We start from the raw sequence: 15,011 nt of genomic DNA on the forward strand, positions 1-15,011 counted from the left end.
GATGGACTTTATTCTTTCGCAACTGGCTGGATTTGGGACTGCATTCGTGGGCCTGGCAGTGGACCCGCTGACCTATCTGTATTTGATTGCATCCGTGTTCCTGGGCATCACGTTCGGCGCATTGCCCGGCCTTACGGCAACCCTGGCCGTGACGATCCTGACGGGCTTCTTCGGCAACAAAATCCCGCTCGACTATTCGCTCATCGCTTTGCTCGGGGCCTATGTCGGCGCGATTTACGGCGGCTCTTACCCGTCTATTTTGCTGAACATTCCGGGCACGGCAGCCAGCGCGGCGACGGCCATGGATGGCTACCCTTTGGCCAAAGCGGGTCGAGGGGGCGAAGCACTAGGGCTGACCACGACGGCCAGTTTCATTGGCACAGTTATCGGAACCATCACGCTTTTGATTTTTGTCTGGGCGCTGCTTTTGGTTTCAAAGAACATCGCAAGCCCGGAGAAAGCATTGCTGGCCCTGTTCGGCATTCTGCTTTCTGGTACTTTGATGAGCGAAGACCTGGTGATTAAGGGATGGATCGCCGGTTTGATCGGGCTTGCGATGTCCATGGTGGGCCTCGACCCTCTGTTGTCTGAGCCGCGCTATACCTTCGGCTGGTCTTACCTGATGAGCGGGTTTCAGGTCGTGCCAGTTTTGATGGGGGCCTTTGCCATTCCCCAAATCATTGACGGTTTGAGGCACGTTGAGGCCGGGAAAGTTCTGGCCCTGAAAGGCCGCATTCTTCCGAACCTTCGCTCTATTCGGCGCTACCTGCCCACCATTGGCCGGTCAGGCGTGATCGGGACAGGGGTAGGAGCACTTCCCGGAGTTGGCGAAGATGTCGCCGGTTGGGTCAGCTACGGTGTTGGCAAGACCGTATCTACTGAGGGCAACAAGTTCGGCAAAGGGTCATTGGAAGGTCTGCTGTGTTCTGAGACCGCAAATAACGCCTGTATTGGCGGCGCGCTAATCCCACTTTTGGTGCTGGGCATTCCTGGCTCACCACCAGCCGCCGCTTTGATGGGGGCTTTCAAGATCAACAACGTGATTCCCGGCCCGACGATAGATCCAGAGATCATTCTGCGCGTGGTTGCAATCCTGGTGCTGGCCTCCCTCACGATGTTCCTGATGGGGCTTTTCACCGCTCGGGTATTTATCAAAATCCTTGCCATCCCGCAGACCATCTTTTTGCCCGTCGTTATGGTTCTGACAACAATTGGGTCTTTCAGCGTTGGCGGGGGCATCAATGATCTCTACCTGATGCTCGGCGTCGGTGCCGTTGCCTATTTCATGAACCTGATGAAGTACCCAATCGCGCCGTTGGTGATCGGGGTTATTCTGGGCAGCCTGTTTGACGAAACCTTCCGCCGGTCGCTGTTCTTGTCGGACGGGGATCTTTCGGTCTTCTTTTCACGACCCGGTGCGGCCATTCTGCTGGTGCTCAACATTGGTCTGATCCTCAGCCAACTGCCCGTCGCAAAGCGCGCATTCTCACGTTTGAAAGGACTTTCTGTCTGATGATTGTAGTCACTGCCACTTTCACTCTCAAACCCGGTAAGAGAGACGCTTTCTTGCCGCTGATGGTCGAAAACGCTTCAACTTCTTTGCGTGAAGAATCCGGATGCCATCAGTTTGACGTTTGCCTTGGCGACGATCCCGAGACAGTTTTTCTCTATGAGGTTTATGATGACAGCGTGGCGTTCTCTGCCCACCTAGAAAGCGCGCATTTTCAGTCCTTCGATAAGGCAGTGGTTGATATGATTGCAACCAAGACAGTTCACCAATATTCCGAGGTCATACGATGAACGATTGGGAAATCCACGCTGTCAAATACGCGGATCGCAATACCCGCACTCGACGCGATAGCTTCATCTTGGATGACAATCACGACGCGCCTCATGCAATGGACTATTTTGTTTGGGTGCTCAAACGCGGCAACAAAGTCATTCTGGTCGATACTGGCTACGACTCCGATGAGGCCGCCGCTCGTGGTCGTCCCATCGCGATGGACCCTCGCGAAGCTCTGCGGCCCCTGGGCATTGCGCCAGAAGCGGTGACTGAGGTCATCGTGACCCACCTTCATTATGACCACGCAGGGGGGCTGCATATGTTCCCTAACGCGAAATTGCACATGCAGTCGGCGGAAATGGCCTTCGCCACAGGTCCATGCATGTGCCATGACCACCTGCGTGCGCCTTTCACGGCTGGCCATGTCTGCGAGGTCGTAAAGCGTCTCTATTCAGGCAAGGTGGTGTTCTACGATGGAGAAGCCGAGATTGCAGATGGGGTAACGGTGCACTGCATCGGAGGGCATTCGCGCGGGTTGCAATGCGTTCGCGTAAGAACGGCAGCCGGGTGGATGGTACTCGCCTCTGATGCCTCGCACTATTACGAGAATTTCATGGCGCGCAAAGCCTTTCCCATCGTCGTCGACCTGCAAGACATGATGGATGGTTTCGAGACACTTGAGAGGTTGGCTTCGCATCCTAGGCTTATCGTGCCCGGCCATGATCCACTTGTGCGTGAGGTATTTCCCGTGGGCGTGGCACCGCATATCCATAGGTTGGATCCAGGGCCGGCCCGGGACATTGAACTATGCTAATCGGTGTCATAGCGGACGACTTTACTGGTGCGAGTGATATTGCGAACACCTTAGCAAAGGGCGTTGAGCCGGAAGGTGGGTTACGAACGGCTCAATTTCCAGGTATTCCGACGACCCCAGCCGACGAGGAGATCGAAGCGGGTGTGATCTCACTCAAGAGCCGCACCGCACCGACTGAGGAAGCGGTAGCGGACAGCTTGCGCGCTCTGCGGTGGCTTAAGGATCAAGGATGCAAGCAGTTCATCTTCAAGTATTGCTCCACCTTCGATTCCATGACGGAAGGAAATATCGGCCCCGTTGCGGAATCACTGGCCAACGACCTGGGTGCGCAAAAGGTGGTTTTCTGTCCGGCCTTTCCGACAACGGGGCGCACTGTCTATTACGGTCATCTCTTTGTACTCGGTAAGCTGTTGCATGAATCCGGGATGGAAAACCACCCTCTCACTCCGATGACGGATGCCAACATCCGGCGATGGTTGCAGCATCAGACCGAAGAAACGGTCGGGTTGGTGTCAGTTGACACCGTGAAGCAAGGACCAGAGGCGATTGCTGATGCGTTGCAGAACGCAAACGAACGCTTTGTGATCGGTGATGCGATTTCGGACGAAGATTTGCTGGCCTGGGGCGAAGCTCTAAGGGATGCCAAGCTCATTACTGGGGGATCGGGTATAGCGCTGGGTCTACCAAGAAACTTCCTGAGAGAGACTTCATCCAAAAGTGCTGGCAGAGTGTTCCCCGGTATCGCTGGGCCTGCCGCGATCCTTGCCGGGTCTTGCTCGGGTGCGACCCGTGGGCAGATTGATGTTCATTCGCAATCCCATCCGTCCTTCGCCATTGATGTGCCAGGTGTTATGTCCGGGGATGTGACCACGCAGACGCTTCTGGAATTCTTTGAAACGCATTTGGGTGAGGCCCCTCTCGCTTACTCATCAGGAAGCCCGGATCAGGTGCGAGCGATCCAAAACAAATATGGTCAGGAAGCGGTTGCGGACAGGCTGGACAATCTCTTTGCTGATACCGCGCGCGAGCTTGTTCAGAAGAGCTACAAGCGATTGGTGGTGGCGGGAGGAGAGACGTCGGGAGCTGTCGCCAATGCTGTCTCTGAGGCACTGGGGTCACCAGCCATGTCAATTGGGCCAGAGATCGACCCGGGCGTGCCAGTCCTGAGCGTTGGGAAATCTGAACCGATTGCGCTGGCTTTGAAGTCTGGGAACTTCGGCGCTCCGGACTTTTTCGCCAAGGCTCTCAGAATGATGGAGTCTGGTAAATGAGTTCTGAAGAACAGACACTGCGACGGCAGATGTCAGAGCTGTGCGCCTCGCTGTTTGCACGTGGTTTTTCCGTCGGCACGGCGGGCAATGTCTCCGCGCGTTTACATGACGGGATCCTCATGACACCAACCAATTCCACCTTGGGCGATATCGACCCCGAGCGCATCGCCAAGATTAGTTTGGATGGGCACCACGTCTCCGGCGACAAGCCGACCAAGGAGGTTTTTCTGCACCAAGCCTTTTATGAAACGCGGCCAGAAGCTGGTGCAGTGGTGCATCTACATTCGACCTGGGCCACCGCACTGTCGTGTTTGGAAGACACCGATCCCAATGACTGTATTCCGCCACTGACACCATACGTGGTCATGCGCGTTGGAACGGTCAAACTGGTTCCATACGTCAAGCCGGGTGACCCGAAATCTGGTGATTTGATCAGTGAACTAGACGGTAAGTATAGTGCGGTTCTGTTGGCTAATCACGGCCCCGTCGTTTCAGGAAAGGACCTCTTCTCGGCGGTCTGTGCAGCAGAAGAGTTGGAAGAAACCGCCAAGCTGCTCGTGGCCTTGCGGGGCATGCCAACCCGGATGTTGGATGCAGCACAAGTCACAGAACTCAAAGAGACTTTCGGAAGGATGTAATCGGTCACCTTGGGGGAGTGTGCAAACTTTTGGGAAAATCGTGCAAAATTATGCGCAAACGCCGCGCAAAGTTATGGGCGAGCACACTTGAATTTCATGAATGAAATCAATTACTGGAACGCAGCGTTATGCGCAGACCTACACTAGTGTAGGGACGCGCACAAACCTTCACGCACCCCATAAGTTTGCACGATTTACGAGAAGGCCTTGTCCATTGTAACCGCGTGATGAAATCAACTGAGGAAGCAATATCACAAGCTGCGGATCATGTGTCTGCCGAGCTTGGTAAATACAGGCAAAGCTTGGAGCTGGCACATCCATTCAATATGCAAAGGTGGGCCATTGACGGGATACTCAAAGTTGCTCAGTCGCAAAATGAGTTGCGAAAAAAACTTGAAGCGGATCCGAAATTTGCAAAAATATTTGCTGAGGTAGAAGCAAACTGGTCCAAGGGTGATCCACATCAAAATGAAAGCGGACAGTTAGACAACACTGAGAGCCTTTCATTCGACCCTTTTTCGGAAATCCCAGACGGTTTGCCTGAGGCCCAGGTAAAGGAACTTCAAGAACTGAAATCTGCACACAGAAAATTCTTAAGAGAGATAGCAAAGAAGCTGTCTCAGGATATTCGGCAAACGATGTGGGAAGACTTCGATTTTTGAAGAAATGCCGCGACCTGGGGTTCTCTCTCTCAGACGCAAAGGCGCTTTTGGAGCTGTCAGAAGGAAGCGCCGGCGACTGCCGATCAGTTAAAGAATTGGCCGAGGCTCACATTGCCAGCGTTCGAACCAAGATAAATGAGCTCAGACGCCTGGAGCGTGCCTTGAGTGAGCTTACAGCCAATTGTGATAGTGGTAAGGTTCACTGCCCGATGCTGCAAAGAGTGAGAACGATGGATGATATCTGACTGTGGCCGCTGCGCGGAAGCTCAGGGTCTGAGATTTAGCTAAATGACGTCAGACCAAGGTCTGTGGTGCGATAACAGATTGTAGTTCATAGTCGATTTCACGATGAGAACGAAAGTAGCTGACCTGACGATTGGCAATTGGTCGTTGTCGCGAGTCTTCCTTGCGGCCAGCATTTTCGTGATGGGTACTGCTACCGCAATCGTCGGGGTCTGGGTGTCTAATCGAATCCAGAACGCCGTCGTGCAAAACTCTGCCAACTCTGCGGCGCTGTATATGGAAAGTGTAGTATCCCCGCTCAGCCAGGAATTGGCACATGGCGACCGCCTTTCGGAGCAAGCGAGCCTGGCGCTGGACGAGATTTTCATGACTCAGCCCATGCGAGACCGCATTGTCTCCTACAAATTCTGGAAGCAAGGCGGTGTGATTGCGCACGCCTCGGATACAGACATCATTGGAAACCGTTTCAATCCAACGGATGATCTAAGGCGAGCGTGGAGCGGTGACATCTCCGGTTCTTTCGAAGAGCTTGATCATGCCGAAAGCGCCGCTGAGGCGGCATTGGGGATACCACTACTTGAGGTTTACAGCCCGATCCGCGAACTCTGGTCTGGCGAGATCATCGCAGTTGCGGAGTTCTATGAAAGAGCTGATCAGCTGGAGTTAGACTTAGCCAAGGCCAGACGAACAAGCTGGTTGGTCGTCGGTTCCGCATTTCTAGCAAGTACGATTGTTTTGTATTCCATCGTCGCAATTGGCGACAAAACAATTCGACGACAGGGGTCTCTTCTTAAACAACGCCTGACAGAAAGTGAGAGGATGGCGGAGCAGAATGCCCTGCTGCGGTCGCGTGTGGTCGAAGCGTCGGAAAGATATGCCACGCAAACAGATCGATTCCTCAAGAAACTTGGCTCCGAGCTACATGATGGTCCTGCGCAATACTTGTCACTCGCCGCCCTTAGATTGGAGGCGGCGTTTGCCAAAGAGTCCGAAATGCCTAAAGAGGCAGTGGAAATTCAGCAATCTGTGCAAAAATCTCTGGCTGAAATTCGCGCGATATCGCGAGGGCTGTCCGCGCCGGATATCGATGGTCTGTCACTCGTCGATGTCGTGAAGAGAGCCGTAGAAGATCACGCCGAACACAGCCCATTGCGACCGGATATTTCATTCTTGGGTAGCCAGGCCCCAGAGTTGTCATTGTCCGACAAACTGTGCGTTTTTCGGTTCCTTCAGGAAACGCTTTCCAATGCCGCGAGGTATGCTCCAGCATCCAAGTGCACGGTTATCTCTGAGGCGCAGAACGACCGCATAGTTGTAAAGGTCAAAGACGACGGACCTGGATTTGACAGGTCAGAAGAAACCGCGTTGCGAGACGATGGTGGCCAGGGGCTAATGGGCTTGCGAGATCGGGTCGAGAGTATTGGTGGCAGGTTCGAAGTCGCATCAAGACCGGGCGAAGGCACCACCATAGCTATGACACTCTTTCCCAGAAAGTTAGGCACATCATGACTACATCTGTCGTAATAGCTGATGATCACCCGATATTCAGGGATGGCTTGCAACGAACGTTGGATGAAGCTGATGGCTTCGAAGTTTTGGCCGCTGGGTCCAACGCTGAAGAGGCAGTATCGCTGGTCGGCACGCATCAGCCGGACATAGCTGTTCTTGACCTCTCTATGCCCGGTGGCGGGATAAGCGCGACGCGTAAAATTGCGGCGATGGAAAATCCACCCGTCATTGCAATCTTGACGGTCTCAGAGAACAGCAGCGATGTCGCGGACGCCTTGGAGGCGGGCGCGATTGGGTACATTGTGAAGGGAGTAACCGCAAGCGAACTAACCGCTTCCTTACGCAGCATCGCCGCAGGTGAAGGGTTCGTTTCTCCGGGCTTGGCTTCACGAGTATTGCTGCAAATCAATGCTGACACCGGCATGTCTACTAACAGCTGCATTCTCGATGACCTTACGCATCGTGAGGAAGAAATACTTCGACGTGTGGCCAAAGGACTGAGTAATCGTGAAATCGCTGATGAGTTAGACCTTCAGGAAAAGACCGTGAAGCACTATATGACGGCAATCCTGTCTAAGCTTCATGCGCGAAATCGGGTAGAGGCCGCGCTTATTGCCCATGATGTTTGGAACAAGGGAGATTAAAATCGGTCTCTTTGACGGCGATGGCGGCCTCTCACTAAGAGACGCCGCCAACGGAGTATTGACTAAAGTTGCGGTTCAGTTGGCAACCGACTGCAACCTCCGACGATCAGAGGCCGTTGCGTTTCTTTCAACAACAGTCCGGTTGTACGGGTCTTTCAACTCGTAGCGCCCAAACTCGATCTCCTCTTTCCAACCATTGGCATAGTTCACTTCGATTTTATTGCCCTGGCGTTCGATTTTCGTGGGCCGACTTCCAGCAGTGCCGCTTTGCCCAGAAGAGCGCACGTTGTCGATTGAGATACCATTCGCCAAAGACCGAAGCCTTGAGACGTCAGCGCCGGTCGCGGGGCGTTCTTCAACAGTTCGGTTCTGAGCATTCTTCCTCTCATAACGCCCGTTTTCGATCTCCTCCTTGGTTCCGTCGGCGTACCGCACTTCAATGCCGTTGGCGTTTGTTTCGACCTTTGTTATCCCAGCCGAACCCGACGGTTTTCCCCCTGTTTGAGACCGATCCTTCTTTCCGCTGCCTTTGTTGGAGCGATTGGAGTCATCATCATCATCGTCATCGCGACCACTTTTTCCTGATCCAGAATTGTCGTCACGATCATCATCTCGGTCGTCGTCGCGATCATCGTCTCTATCGTCATCCCGATCATCGTCCCGGTCGCCACCGCCGCCGCTATTGCCCGAACCTGAGTTGTCGTCCCGGTCACCGTCACTGTCACCACCACGGCCGCTATTGCCAGACCCAGAGTTGTCGTCACGATCATCGTCGCGACCATCCCCGTCGCTTCCCCTGCCGCTCTTGGCAAAGGCATATGACGGTTCAAAATGTAGGCGACCATCGGCGTCGAACGCTGGCACATAAGGCGTCGCCGCGATCAACGAAGCCAACGCCGCAGTACTTAGAAGTTGACCCAGCTTTCTTTGAATTTTCATTTTCGCCTCCAATTCTGAGCATCACGTTTAGTGACGTTGGAGACAGGTTACTTCTGGTTCGGCTTTCCCACATCGGGCTTAAGTCTGACGAATTTCAAGCCGAACGTCTTAGTAAGATCAGTCAAACCAATAGAGTTTTTGCGGAGCCATGTGACCAGTTTAGTGGGATCTAACCCCGTCACCCTTCAGCTCGTCATCAGGTTCGAGGTGAATGACAAAGACGGAGTCCGGATACAAACGATCCAATTCGTCCTCGATGTCATTGCAAATATCATGCGCCGCGCTGACTGGCATTGTGCCGTCCACAACAAGATGGAACTCCACGAAGATGACATTTGCGGATCTGCGCCCTTTGAGGTCGTGGTACTCTAAGGCCGCGCCGAGATTTGCTTCGATTGCGTTGGAAACAGTCTGCAAGTCATGATCCGAAAGGGTCACATCCATCAGGCCATCGACAGACGCCCGAATAAACTTCCAGCCCTCCCACAAGATGTTCAGCGCAACAAGAATTGCCAGGATCGGGTCGAGGATCAGCCAGCCGGTGGCAAGCGCCAGTAGCAGACCTGCGATAACACCAACTGAAGTCAGGACATCCGTAAAAATGTGCCGAGAGCTTGCCTCCAAAGCAGGCGACCCCTCCCGCCTGCCGATTTTGAGCAATAGGTAGGCCCATGCGCCATTCACACCCGTTGCAATGACATTGACAATGATGCCGAGCAGCGGCGCATCCTCCAGATGCGGGTTTGGGAGCGCCAGCACAGCTTCTCTGATGATCAAGAACGCCGCCAGCACAATCAGCACGCCCTCGACGACAGCGGAAAGATACTCGGCCTTTTTGTGACCAAACGGGTGGTTTTCATCAGGGGGCTTGTTCGCGACCCGAACTGCGAAGTACGCCAACAGCGCGGCAACGACATTCACGGTAGATTCCATTGCGTCCGACAACAAAGCCACTGAGCCCGTCAGCCACCAAGCCAACAGTTTTAGGGCCAGTACCGCAATGGATATTGGAATGGACCAAAGAGCGATTTTTTCTGTCATTTGGCCGCGACCCTCAGTCAATCATGAACAGAAACTCGGGTGATTGGTGAGCTCCGATGCTCAAAACGTAAAACAGGTGTTTGGTGAAAAGGGAATAGGCCTCACGGCTTCCTACCAGCGACAGCACTGCCGCAGCGTTGCGCCAACAGACTGTTACTCGGATAGAGGCCCCGCCGACGAAACAGGAACAGCTTTGAGATAGGCGGCAATCGCCAAACGATCCTCATCCGTGAGGCGCGATGTGTTCTCAATGACGTCCACCATCTCACCACCTGCGCTGTCATAGTCCGGCGTGAAGCCGGATTTCAGGTACTCGGCGATGTCAGCCTCGGACCAATCAAGCTGGTCTGAGGTGAGGCCCGGGATGCGACCTTTCCCGTTTGGATTTGGTGCACCTGTCAGCCAAAGGTCTCGTTTCAGACCACCTAAGCCATTTCGCGGGGTATGGCATTCAGCACAATGACCCAGCGCCTCGACTAAATACCTTCCATGTCTTTGTTGGTTGGTCAAATCACCTTCGACTACCCAGCCTGGTGTCATGAACAACAGTTTCCATCCCCCCAATCCACGACGAACACTGAAAGGAAAACCTACCTCATGCGGAACGCTTGCAGTTGTGGCTGGTGGCAGAGTGTCGAGGAATGCGTGAAGCGAAACGACGTCGTCCGCTGACATGTTGGCGTAAGATGTATAGGGAAACGCTGGAAAATAGTGTTGCCCTTCAGGTCCGGTCCCATGGATCAAGGCGTTGGCCAGATCCAGGGCAGACCAGGATCCAATACCAACTTCTGGGTGACTGGAAATGTTGGGGGCAATGAACGTGCCGAATTCCGTCTCAAACCGGCGACCACCGGAGAGCATGAGCTTGTCCTCGCCAACCGCATCCGGCGCTGAATGACAGGATGCGCATCCTGCGGCGTAGAAAACGATTTCACCTCTGGCGTGATCTGGGTTCAAATCGTCAAGTTGAGATTGATCCATTCTTTGTGGTCGGGTCAGCACCAAACCGGCCAACCCAACCAAAAGTGCAGCGAAAGCAGTGAAAAGGAAAAACCGCTTCACAGCTTTTTACCATTTAGTCTTTCGGTGCTCTGTACGCTTTGTGACATGCCGAACAGCTTCCACCCAGATCTCCCATAGCCGCTTTCAGGGCATCAACATCTTGGCCAGCCGCAGCTTGCATCGCAACCGCGGCGTCTGCCATGGCCTGCCCTTTCGCACCAACGTCAGGGAAGTTTTCCCAGATCGCAGGTAGCGCGCGGGAGGACGGATCGGACACATTGTCAGATCCCGGGGGCCACATTGCGGATTGATCGATCTGCGTTAGCACAAGAAGGTTGTTTGCAGCCCGTGTTGCGGCCTCGGCATCATAGTCCACCTCGCCTTTGGCCATGCCGCCAAGTGTACCAAGATTGAAGGCATAGAGCTGCATGATCGAGGTTCGAGCCTTCACAGCCGGGTTTTCACTTTCGTGGGCGATGGCTGTGCCAATTGCGGCCAATGACAAAAGACCCGCCGCGAAGATTGAGTACTGCTTCATCATGATGTGTCTCCCTGTTCAATGCTCCGAATGTTAGCTTGAACGAATTTTCTTGTAATTGTTTGTTATTGGTCGTCACTTGTTAATTTATGAACAACGAAAACTGGGACGATATTCGATACGCGCTAGCCGTAAGCAAATACGGTTCGTTGAACGCGGCGGCGACGGCCATGGGCGTCACGCATGCCACAGTCTTGCGCAGGGTGGCCGCATTCGAAGAGCGCAATGGCTGCCGGATTTTTCAAAAAAGCCCGTCAGGATACTCCATTCTCCCCGAAGCCAGTGCGATCTTTTCGGCCATGGAAAGCGTGCAAGAAGCAGTGCTGTCCGTGGAGCGGGCAGTTGTCGGAGCAAATCGCTCTCCTATGGGTCAGGTGCGCATTACATCGACCGATAGTCTTTGTCAGTTTGTTCTCCCTCGCATCATAAACGAGATCTCAGTCCTTTACCCAGGTTTGAAACTGACTCTGCTAAGCCAGAACAGCCACCATGATCTTTCCCGACTGACAGCAGACATTGCTGTGCGCCCATCGATAAAGCTAGGGGAAGGACTGATCGGGCAGCGCGCGGGAACGCTGTCATTTGGCGTCTTTGACGATGGTTGCCCCAATCGCAAGTGGATGAGGCTTGACGGAGCTTTGAGCCGTTCCCTCCCAGCTAAATGGCTAGCGGAGAATGTGGACCCTGACGAAATGACCAACGGAGCAGACAGCTTTCTGGTGCTACAGCAGATGGCTGCCTCAGGAGCTGGTAAAACTTTTCTGCCGTCATTTTTTGGCGACGTCGATACCCGCCTTAAAAGGTCGCAGGTCGTATGTCCTAAGATTGAGGTTCCCCTGTGGGTTGCGACGCTAGAGGAAATTGCGCAAACCCCAAGGTTTGCCGTTGTTCAGAAGGCGTTAGTTGAACGCATATCAGAAGCGCTAGCTAAGTGATTTGATGCAAAACAGATTTTCGATATCTTGCAATTTTGACTTTCCAAATTTGCAAAGTCCAGTCGGAAATGCCCGCTTTGGGCTGCAAACAGTCCATTGGATTGGGCTTGGGAAAAGGCTTTGCGAACCAAATTTGGAACGCTCTAGTGAACTTTCGCCAGATTTCTGTTATTTTCGTCATTCCTAAGCAAAGAGAATTCAATGCCGACGGTTAGCCTAAACGGTGCACAGATCCACTACGATGATACGGGTGGCAAAGGAGAGACGGTCGTCTTTTCTCATGGCCTTTTGTTCAGTGGAGCGATGTTTGAAGCGCAGGTTTCTCAACTACGAGATCGCTATCGGTGCATTACATTCGATCATCGAGGGCAAGGCAGGAGTGGCGTTACGGATGCCGGTTATGACATTGACACACTCACTTCGGACGCAGCTGCACTGATCAAGCATCTGGATGCAAAGCCGTGCCATTTTGTTGGACTAAGCATGGGCGGATTTGTAGGGATGAGATTGGCCGCGCGGGAGCCAAGCCTGGTCAAAACACTGACCCTGCTTGAAACAAGCGCCGATCCTGAAGATTCCCAAAACGCACCGCGCTACAGAATGCTGAACTTTGTGGCACGATGGATTGGACTATGGGTTGTCATTGGACGGGTGATGCCAATTGTGTTTGGCCGCACGTTTCTCGAGGACACTGAACGCACTGAGGAAAAAACCAGATGGTCCAAGGCTATTACTGGAAATGATCGGATCGGCATTACACGTGCAGTCAAAGGGGTGATCGAACGGGCGGGCTGCATTGACCTACTCGTCAACATTAAAGTTCCCGTTGGGATTGGCGTCGGGGACGAAGATGTGGCGACAGTTCCCGAAAGGTCCGAGCGCATCCATCGAGAAATCAAGAGTTCTGAACTGGTGGTGTTTCGAAGAGCGGGCCACTCATCTTCCATTGAAACGCCTGGCCAGGTGACGGAACTAATCGAGCGCACAATCCGAAGAGCGAACCGCCAAAAAAACTGAAGCTGATGAGCAGTTGGCTGCCAAGATCGGCACGCGAGCTACCGCAAGCGATATTGGGTTGGCTATGCATTGCAAAGGCGGGTCGGAGTTTTGCGCCTCAAGCCCAGATGAAAACCTGATTTCCAAGTCGTGCAGTCGTCTATTGGCACATCAGGCGAGTCTCGCTTCCGAAGCTTACGTCTTCGCCCGCACCTTTAGCCGTGGAGACCCGCAAGGTTTCATCCACCAAGGCATCGAATCCTAGAAGCGCAAGATCGCTGGTTTGTGTTGGACCGACTTTGCAGGGGTTCGCTGACGCATAGTGACTGTGCGTTCTCGCTAGTGGCGAGCAGTTGCCCGACCTCCCATCTTTTGCCTGAAAGGAGACAACCGATGCTCGATACATATACCATTCGCCAAGACGACATGCCTCAAGAAATGCGGTTTCTCTTGGACCAATACCCCCGCGACAGTTGGGAAGCCCATCCAGGTTTCAAAGAAAAAACCAAGCATTGGCTCGGCGCGCATGAGATGTTCCGCCGTGTTGCGGAACGTATTCGCTTGGATACAGAAGGGGTTTTGAGCAACGAGATGGGGTTGGACGACTACGTGGGGCGGCTGTCCTACTATGGCGGCAATCTGGTTGGAAACCTGCATGGTCATCACGGCTGGGAAGATCGCAGCTATTTCCCTGAACTATCGGATGCGGACCCTCGTTTTGATGCGGGGCTTGAGTTGCTGGAGCAGGATCACTCCGATCTGGATAAGGTGCTGAGTGACTTCACCGGCACTGCGAACCGTGTGATCAAACTATCCGCACTTGATGAGGCGCAAGCTTACGACGAAGCCGGACAGCTTCATGCGACGAGCGATACGATTGAAGCGTTCCTGAAACGGCATCTCAGCGATGAAGAGGAATTGGCCGTGCCAATTATCTTGCACCACCGGCTCAGAGGATGATGCTGAAGTCATGACGGACACATCTACCGAAGAAGACCAGACCGATATCAATAAGCGCCGCGCACGGGGTGAATTCGTGCGCGGTGTCAGCGGCTTTCGCCACGCCATTGGCGATCCTGTGTTTCCGGCAGAACCTGATCGCTATCACCTGTTCGTAGCACTGAATTGTCCGTGGTGTCACAGAGTCACGCTGGCGCGAAATGTGTTGGGCCTTCAAAACAGCATCACCATGGACGTTGCATTTCCAAACCGCACCGGCGACGATGACCCAGAGGCACCAAACCTATGGGAGTTTGCACCTGATCGGATTGCATCGCTCACAGGTGAGACTTTGCCAGAATGCACGAGTGAGACCGGCACCGGCAAAGGACTACGTCTTGCCAGAGAGATCTATCGTGCCGAAGGCTCTGAAGAGCAATCCCTTCCCATCCTGTATGACAAGATACAAGGGCGCATTGTTAACAACGAAAGCGCTGAAATTGTCCGAATGCTGAACGCCTCAGCGGATTCTCTTGGCAGCACAATCCCGGCAGCTGAACGCGCTAGGCTTTACCCAGACGAAGTGCCGCGTCACGAAATTCACGACCTGAACGAACGGATTTATACTGCGATTAACAATGGTGCCTACAAGGCCGGGTTTTCGTCTGATCAAAGGATCTATGAAACAGCCTTTGACGCCTATTTTGAGACACTCGAATATTTGGAGGAGCATCTCTCAGATGGTAGGCCCTATTTGACAGGCAAACACTTTTCAGAAGTAGATCTTCGCCTGTTTCCAACTCTCTATCGCCACGATCCCGTCTACTATGTGAGAATGAAGCTTAATGGTGCGAGAATTCTAGATTACCCATACTTGTGGCGGTGGCTGTGCCGTGTGTACGCGTTGCCCGGAATTGCCGAGGCAGGTTCTCTTGTGCACTGCCGCCAAGGTTATTTCGGGCGCAGTTGGAATAGCGTTGTGCCCAATGGGCCTTTCAAGCCAATGTCGTATCCAGAGGCCTATCGCCACCCTGACCTCGCAACACTGTAGGCCTCG

Annotated in this window: 17 protein-coding genes; 13 read left to right on the forward strand and 4 right to left on the reverse strand. The window is 53.5% G+C overall.

Features of this window, described 5'->3' with window-relative positions:
- The first annotated feature begins 1 nt into the window (after position 1).
- The 9 genes from ACR0IU_RS08765 (at position 2) to ACR0IU_RS08805 (ending at position 7,564) form a co-directional block, all read left to right on the forward strand.
- A complete protein-coding gene (locus ACR0IU_RS08765) occupies positions 2-1,513 on the forward strand; it encodes a tripartite tricarboxylate transporter permease (RefSeq protein WP_170547435.1) in 1,512 nt (503 codons plus the stop codon).
- Complete coding sequence (locus ACR0IU_RS08770) at positions 1,513-1,800, forward strand: putative quinol monooxygenase (protein ID WP_480715973.1); 288 nt, start codon at positions 1,513-1,515, stop codon at positions 1,798-1,800. Before ACR0IU_RS08765 ends, ACR0IU_RS08770 begins: the two co-directional genes overlap by 1 nt.
- Positions 1,797-2,597 carry an N-acyl homoserine lactonase family protein gene (locus ACR0IU_RS08775; RefSeq protein ID WP_480715974.1) on the forward strand — a complete coding sequence of 267 codons (801 nt, stop codon included), beginning with the start codon at positions 1,797-1,799 and terminating at the stop codon, positions 2,595-2,597. The genes ACR0IU_RS08770 and ACR0IU_RS08775 overlap by 4 nt, the downstream gene beginning before the upstream one ends.
- Positions 2,591-3,868: a 3-oxo-tetronate kinase gene (otnK, locus tag ACR0IU_RS08780; RefSeq protein ID WP_480715975.1), complete on the forward strand. Its 1,278-nt coding sequence runs from the start codon at positions 2,591-2,593 to the stop codon at positions 3,866-3,868. Before ACR0IU_RS08775 ends, otnK begins: the two co-directional genes overlap by 7 nt.
- The gene (otnC, locus tag ACR0IU_RS08785; RefSeq protein WP_170547443.1) at positions 3,865-4,506 is read left to right on the forward strand and encodes a 3-oxo-tetronate 4-phosphate decarboxylase; all 642 of its coding nucleotides are present in this window, start codon (positions 3,865-3,867) and stop codon (positions 4,504-4,506) included. Before otnK ends, otnC begins: the two co-directional genes overlap by 4 nt.
- 227 nt (positions 4,507-4,733) lie before the next feature.
- Positions 4,734-5,168, forward strand: a complete 435-nt coding sequence (locus tag ACR0IU_RS08790; RefSeq protein ID WP_480715976.1) for a hypothetical protein — start codon at positions 4,734-4,736, stop codon at positions 5,166-5,168.
- Positions 5,147-5,413: a MerR family DNA-binding protein gene (locus ACR0IU_RS08795; RefSeq protein ID WP_480715977.1), complete on the forward strand. Its 267-nt coding sequence runs from the start codon at positions 5,147-5,149 to the stop codon at positions 5,411-5,413. The genes ACR0IU_RS08790 and ACR0IU_RS08795 overlap by 22 nt, the downstream gene beginning before the upstream one ends.
- Before the next feature lie 103 nt (positions 5,414-5,516).
- The gene (locus ACR0IU_RS08800; RefSeq protein ID WP_480535661.1) at positions 5,517-6,920 is read left to right on the forward strand and encodes a sensor histidine kinase; all 1,404 of its coding nucleotides are present in this window, start codon (positions 5,517-5,519) and stop codon (positions 6,918-6,920) included.
- Positions 6,917-7,564 carry a response regulator gene (locus tag ACR0IU_RS08805; RefSeq protein ID WP_260023726.1) on the forward strand — a complete coding sequence of 216 codons (648 nt, stop codon included), beginning with the start codon at positions 6,917-6,919 and terminating at the stop codon, positions 7,562-7,564. Before ACR0IU_RS08800 ends, ACR0IU_RS08805 begins: the two co-directional genes overlap by 4 nt.
- 75 nt (positions 7,565-7,639) lie before the next feature.
- Here the strand turns inward: ACR0IU_RS08805 and ACR0IU_RS08810 are convergent, their stop codons facing one another.
- From ACR0IU_RS08810 to ACR0IU_RS08825, 4 genes are all read right to left on the reverse strand, one after another.
- On the reverse strand, positions 7,640-8,503 hold the full coding sequence (locus tag ACR0IU_RS08810) for a hypothetical protein (protein WP_480715978.1): 864 nt from the start codon (positions 8,501-8,503) through the stop codon (positions 7,640-7,642).
- A 159-nt stretch (positions 8,504-8,662) separates the two neighbouring features.
- Positions 8,663-9,544: a cation diffusion facilitator family transporter gene (locus ACR0IU_RS08815; protein WP_480715979.1), complete on the reverse strand. Its 882-nt coding sequence runs from the start codon at positions 9,542-9,544 to the stop codon at positions 8,663-8,665.
- A gap of 153 nt (positions 9,545-9,697) precedes the next feature.
- The gene (locus ACR0IU_RS08820) at positions 9,698-10,606 is read right to left on the reverse strand and encodes a c-type cytochrome (protein ID WP_480715980.1); all 909 of its coding nucleotides are present in this window, start codon (positions 10,604-10,606) and stop codon (positions 9,698-9,700) included.
- A gap of 13 nt (positions 10,607-10,619) precedes the next feature.
- The gene (locus ACR0IU_RS08825) at positions 10,620-11,087 is read right to left on the reverse strand and encodes a c-type cytochrome (protein ID WP_170782186.1); all 468 of its coding nucleotides are present in this window, start codon (positions 11,085-11,087) and stop codon (positions 10,620-10,622) included.
- An 86-nt stretch (positions 11,088-11,173) separates the two neighbouring features.
- On the opposite strand from ACR0IU_RS08825, the gene ACR0IU_RS08830 reads away from it, so the two are divergent.
- The 4 genes from ACR0IU_RS08830 to ACR0IU_RS08845 all read left to right on the forward strand — a co-directional run bounded on the left by ACR0IU_RS08830 (position 11,174) and on the right by ACR0IU_RS08845 (position 15,005).
- Complete coding sequence (locus tag ACR0IU_RS08830; RefSeq protein ID WP_170495084.1) at positions 11,174-12,019, forward strand: LysR family transcriptional regulator; 846 nt, start codon at positions 11,174-11,176, stop codon at positions 12,017-12,019.
- A 201-nt stretch (positions 12,020-12,220) separates the two neighbouring features.
- A complete protein-coding gene (locus ACR0IU_RS08835) occupies positions 12,221-13,036 on the forward strand; it encodes an alpha/beta fold hydrolase (RefSeq protein WP_260023721.1) in 816 nt (271 codons plus the stop codon).
- Positions 13,037-13,408: 372 nt separating this feature from the next.
- Positions 13,409-13,975 (forward strand): hemerythrin domain-containing protein, encoded by a 567-nt coding sequence (locus ACR0IU_RS08840; protein ID WP_480715981.1) that lies wholly within the window; start codon positions 13,409-13,411, stop codon positions 13,973-13,975.
- Between the two features lie 10 nt (positions 13,976-13,985).
- Entirely contained in the window at positions 13,986-15,005 is a 1,020-nt protein-coding gene (locus ACR0IU_RS08845; protein WP_480715982.1) for a glutathione S-transferase C-terminal domain-containing protein, read from the forward strand.
- Positions 15,006-15,011: the final 6 nt, after the last annotated feature.

Source organism: Ruegeria sp. CL5 (assembly GCF_056536485.1).